At 34.0% G+C, this 2,487-nt stretch carries 2 protein-coding genes; both read left to right on the top strand.

Annotated elements, in window-relative coordinates:
• The first annotated feature begins 35 nt into the window (after window positions 1-35).
• Window positions 36-803, top strand: coding sequence for an ABC transporter ATP-binding protein (locus AB3X49_RS21245; protein ID WP_367964569.1), 768 nt, complete (start codon window positions 36-38; stop codon window positions 801-803).
• A gap of 12 nt (window positions 804-815) precedes the next feature.
• Window positions 816-2,487, top strand: a 1,672-nt coding sequence (locus AB3X49_RS21240; RefSeq protein ID WP_367964567.1) for an ABC transporter permease, incomplete at its 3' end; no start/stop codon positions are given.

Genomic DNA, 2,487 nt, shown 5'->3' with positions numbered 1-2,487 from the left:
AATTTATACTATGCAAAAGGGATGGAGTGAAAGAGATGTCAACAAATGTAGTTACTGTAGAAAGTGTAGAAAAAACGTATGGGAAAAGAAATGAGAATCAGTCAAAAGCATTAAGGGGTGTTTCATTAAGTATTAAAGAAGGAGAGTTTGTAGGGATTATGGGTCCTTCTGGATCTGGTAAAACGACATTATTAAATGTGATTAGTACACTTGATCAAGCGACAGGTGGTAGTGTAACAATAGCTGGCACAAATATTACTTCTATGAAGGGGAATGCATTATCAGATTTTCGTTCTCAAAAACTAGGATTTATTTTTCAAGACTTTAATCTACTAGAAAATTTATCAATTTATGAAAATATCGCTTTACCACTTTCCCTGCAAGGCGTACCGTCAAGTGAGATTACTGGAAAAGTAAATGGGCTTGCGACGAAATTAGGGATTACTGAAATTTTAACAAAATATCCGACTGCTGTTTCTGGTGGACAAAAACAAAGAACAGCGGCAGCACGAGCTTTAGTACATAATCCGGCAATCGTATTAGCAGATGAACCGACAGGAGCACTTGATAGTAAAAATGCAAAAAGTTTATTAGAAGCGATGCAAGATTTACATGAAAATCACAATGTAAGTATTTTGATGGTAACACACGATGCATTTAGTGCGAGCTATTGTGAACGTATTTTATTTATACAGGATGGACTTCTTTATAAAGAGTTAAAACGTCAAGGAACACGAGAAAATTTCTATCAAGATATTTTAGGTGTGCTTGCCCAAATGGGCTCAGCAACTGAGTCGAAGTAAGGGGGCGAGACTATGTTATTCAAATTATCACGTCATAGTATGAAAAAAATGTTAAAGGATTATATGGTTTTACTTATTGGTCTAGTCATTAGTATTAGTATTTTTTACATGTTCCAAACGATGGCGATGAATAGTGAATTTACAAAAGATAATAGTCTTATTAGTAGTATTAGGCTCGTCTTCTGGGTTGGTGCAATATTGCTTTCTTTCATTACAGTTTTTTATATCATATATGCCAATTCTTTTTTACTTACATTAAGAAGAAAAGAACTCGGTATGTACATGATGCTTGGAGCGAAAAAGAAAAAAGTAGCGCAATTATTATTTATTGAGACTTTTGGTATGGGGATTGTCAGTATTATTATCGGTATTTTAGTAGGAATAGTACTTGCTAGTGTAGCAGGAAATTTTTTAATGAATGGAATGGAAATTTCAGCAAAAGGTAATTACGCATCTGTGTACACACCAGCTATATTAGTTACATCTATTTTCTTCTTAATATTATTTTTCATTACTGGTTTAATGAATAGTTTCCGATTATTACGTAAAACAGAATTAGAGTTAATACGTGAAGATGAAACGCAAGATGAGGTGAAGAAAAGTAAGACTCGCACTGTTATTATGACAGTACTAGGTGTATTGCTAGTAAGTACAGGATACTATTTTATGGTGAATATAAAAATGTTTGCTGAACTAGGATTTATAATAGCGACAATTGTTACGACAGTAGGAACGTATTTCATTTTCAGCTCGTTGCTCCCACTTTTTGTAATGAAAATTAAGGGAAATAAAAAACGAAATGAAACGGGATTAAATAGTTTTACTTATGCACAGTTACGTTTTCGAGTAACTAGTTTATCGAGGGTACTAGGCACTGTAGCGATGTTAATTGCATTAGGTGCAGGTGCAATGACAGCAGGTATGGCGTTTCAAAAGAATGTAGGCATTATGACAGACTTCTCACGTGTATATGATGTCGTAATTCATGATCCAAATGAACAAGATAAAGCGGCATTAAAAGAAATGGAAATTGTTGAAGAAAGCAAGTATAAGTATAAAGTAGATGGAGAAGCGGTTTATTATTTACGTAACGACTTAACTGAAAAACCAACACTTATTTCAGATCATTTTGATACAAAGACTTTAAAAGAACCTGCTCGTAAACGTGTGGCTACACCTTTAACTGAACCTGTCTATTCTGCTTTGGAAGCTCCTGAAGTAGCGAATAAGCTTCCTCGTATGCCAAAAGATTGGGAAGATGCGGTTGTAAGAGAGATACAAATTACACATAATCAATTTAACGGAAAACCTGTAAGAATTGCAGATGAAGAGCGTTATAAAGGAATTCAAGGAACAGAACATACTGTAACATTAGCAAAAGTAGATGATATGAAAAAATATAAACCATTGTTGCTCGATATAGATAAGAGACAAAAAGAATTAATTGAAAAAACAACAGGCGCAAAAGTAGAACTATATACGAAAATGACAATTTATCAGTTCATGAACAGTTTCATGAGCGGAACAATGTTTATGGGGTTTTTCCTTGGAATTGCGTTTTTAGCAATGATGGCGAGTTCTCTTATGTTCAAAATATTAACAGGCGCTTCTCGTGATGTACGCCGTTATGAAATGCTACGAAAAATCGGTGTGAGACGTAGTATGTTAACAAAAAGTATATATA

The organism is Bacillus sp. C30 (assembly GCF_040838255.1).
Taxonomy (GTDB): Bacteria; Bacillota; Bacilli; order Bacillales; family Bacillaceae_G; genus Bacillus_A; species Bacillus_A mycoides.
The sequence above is the reverse complement of the archived record's forward strand: the minus strand, read 5'-3'. Positions and strand labels throughout refer to the sequence as shown.

Coding starts and splice junctions, on each gene's coding strand:
- AB3X49_RS21245 (WP_367964569.1), top strand. CDS start 36: ATGTCAACAAATGTAGTTACTGTAGAAAGTGTAGAAAAAACGTATGGG.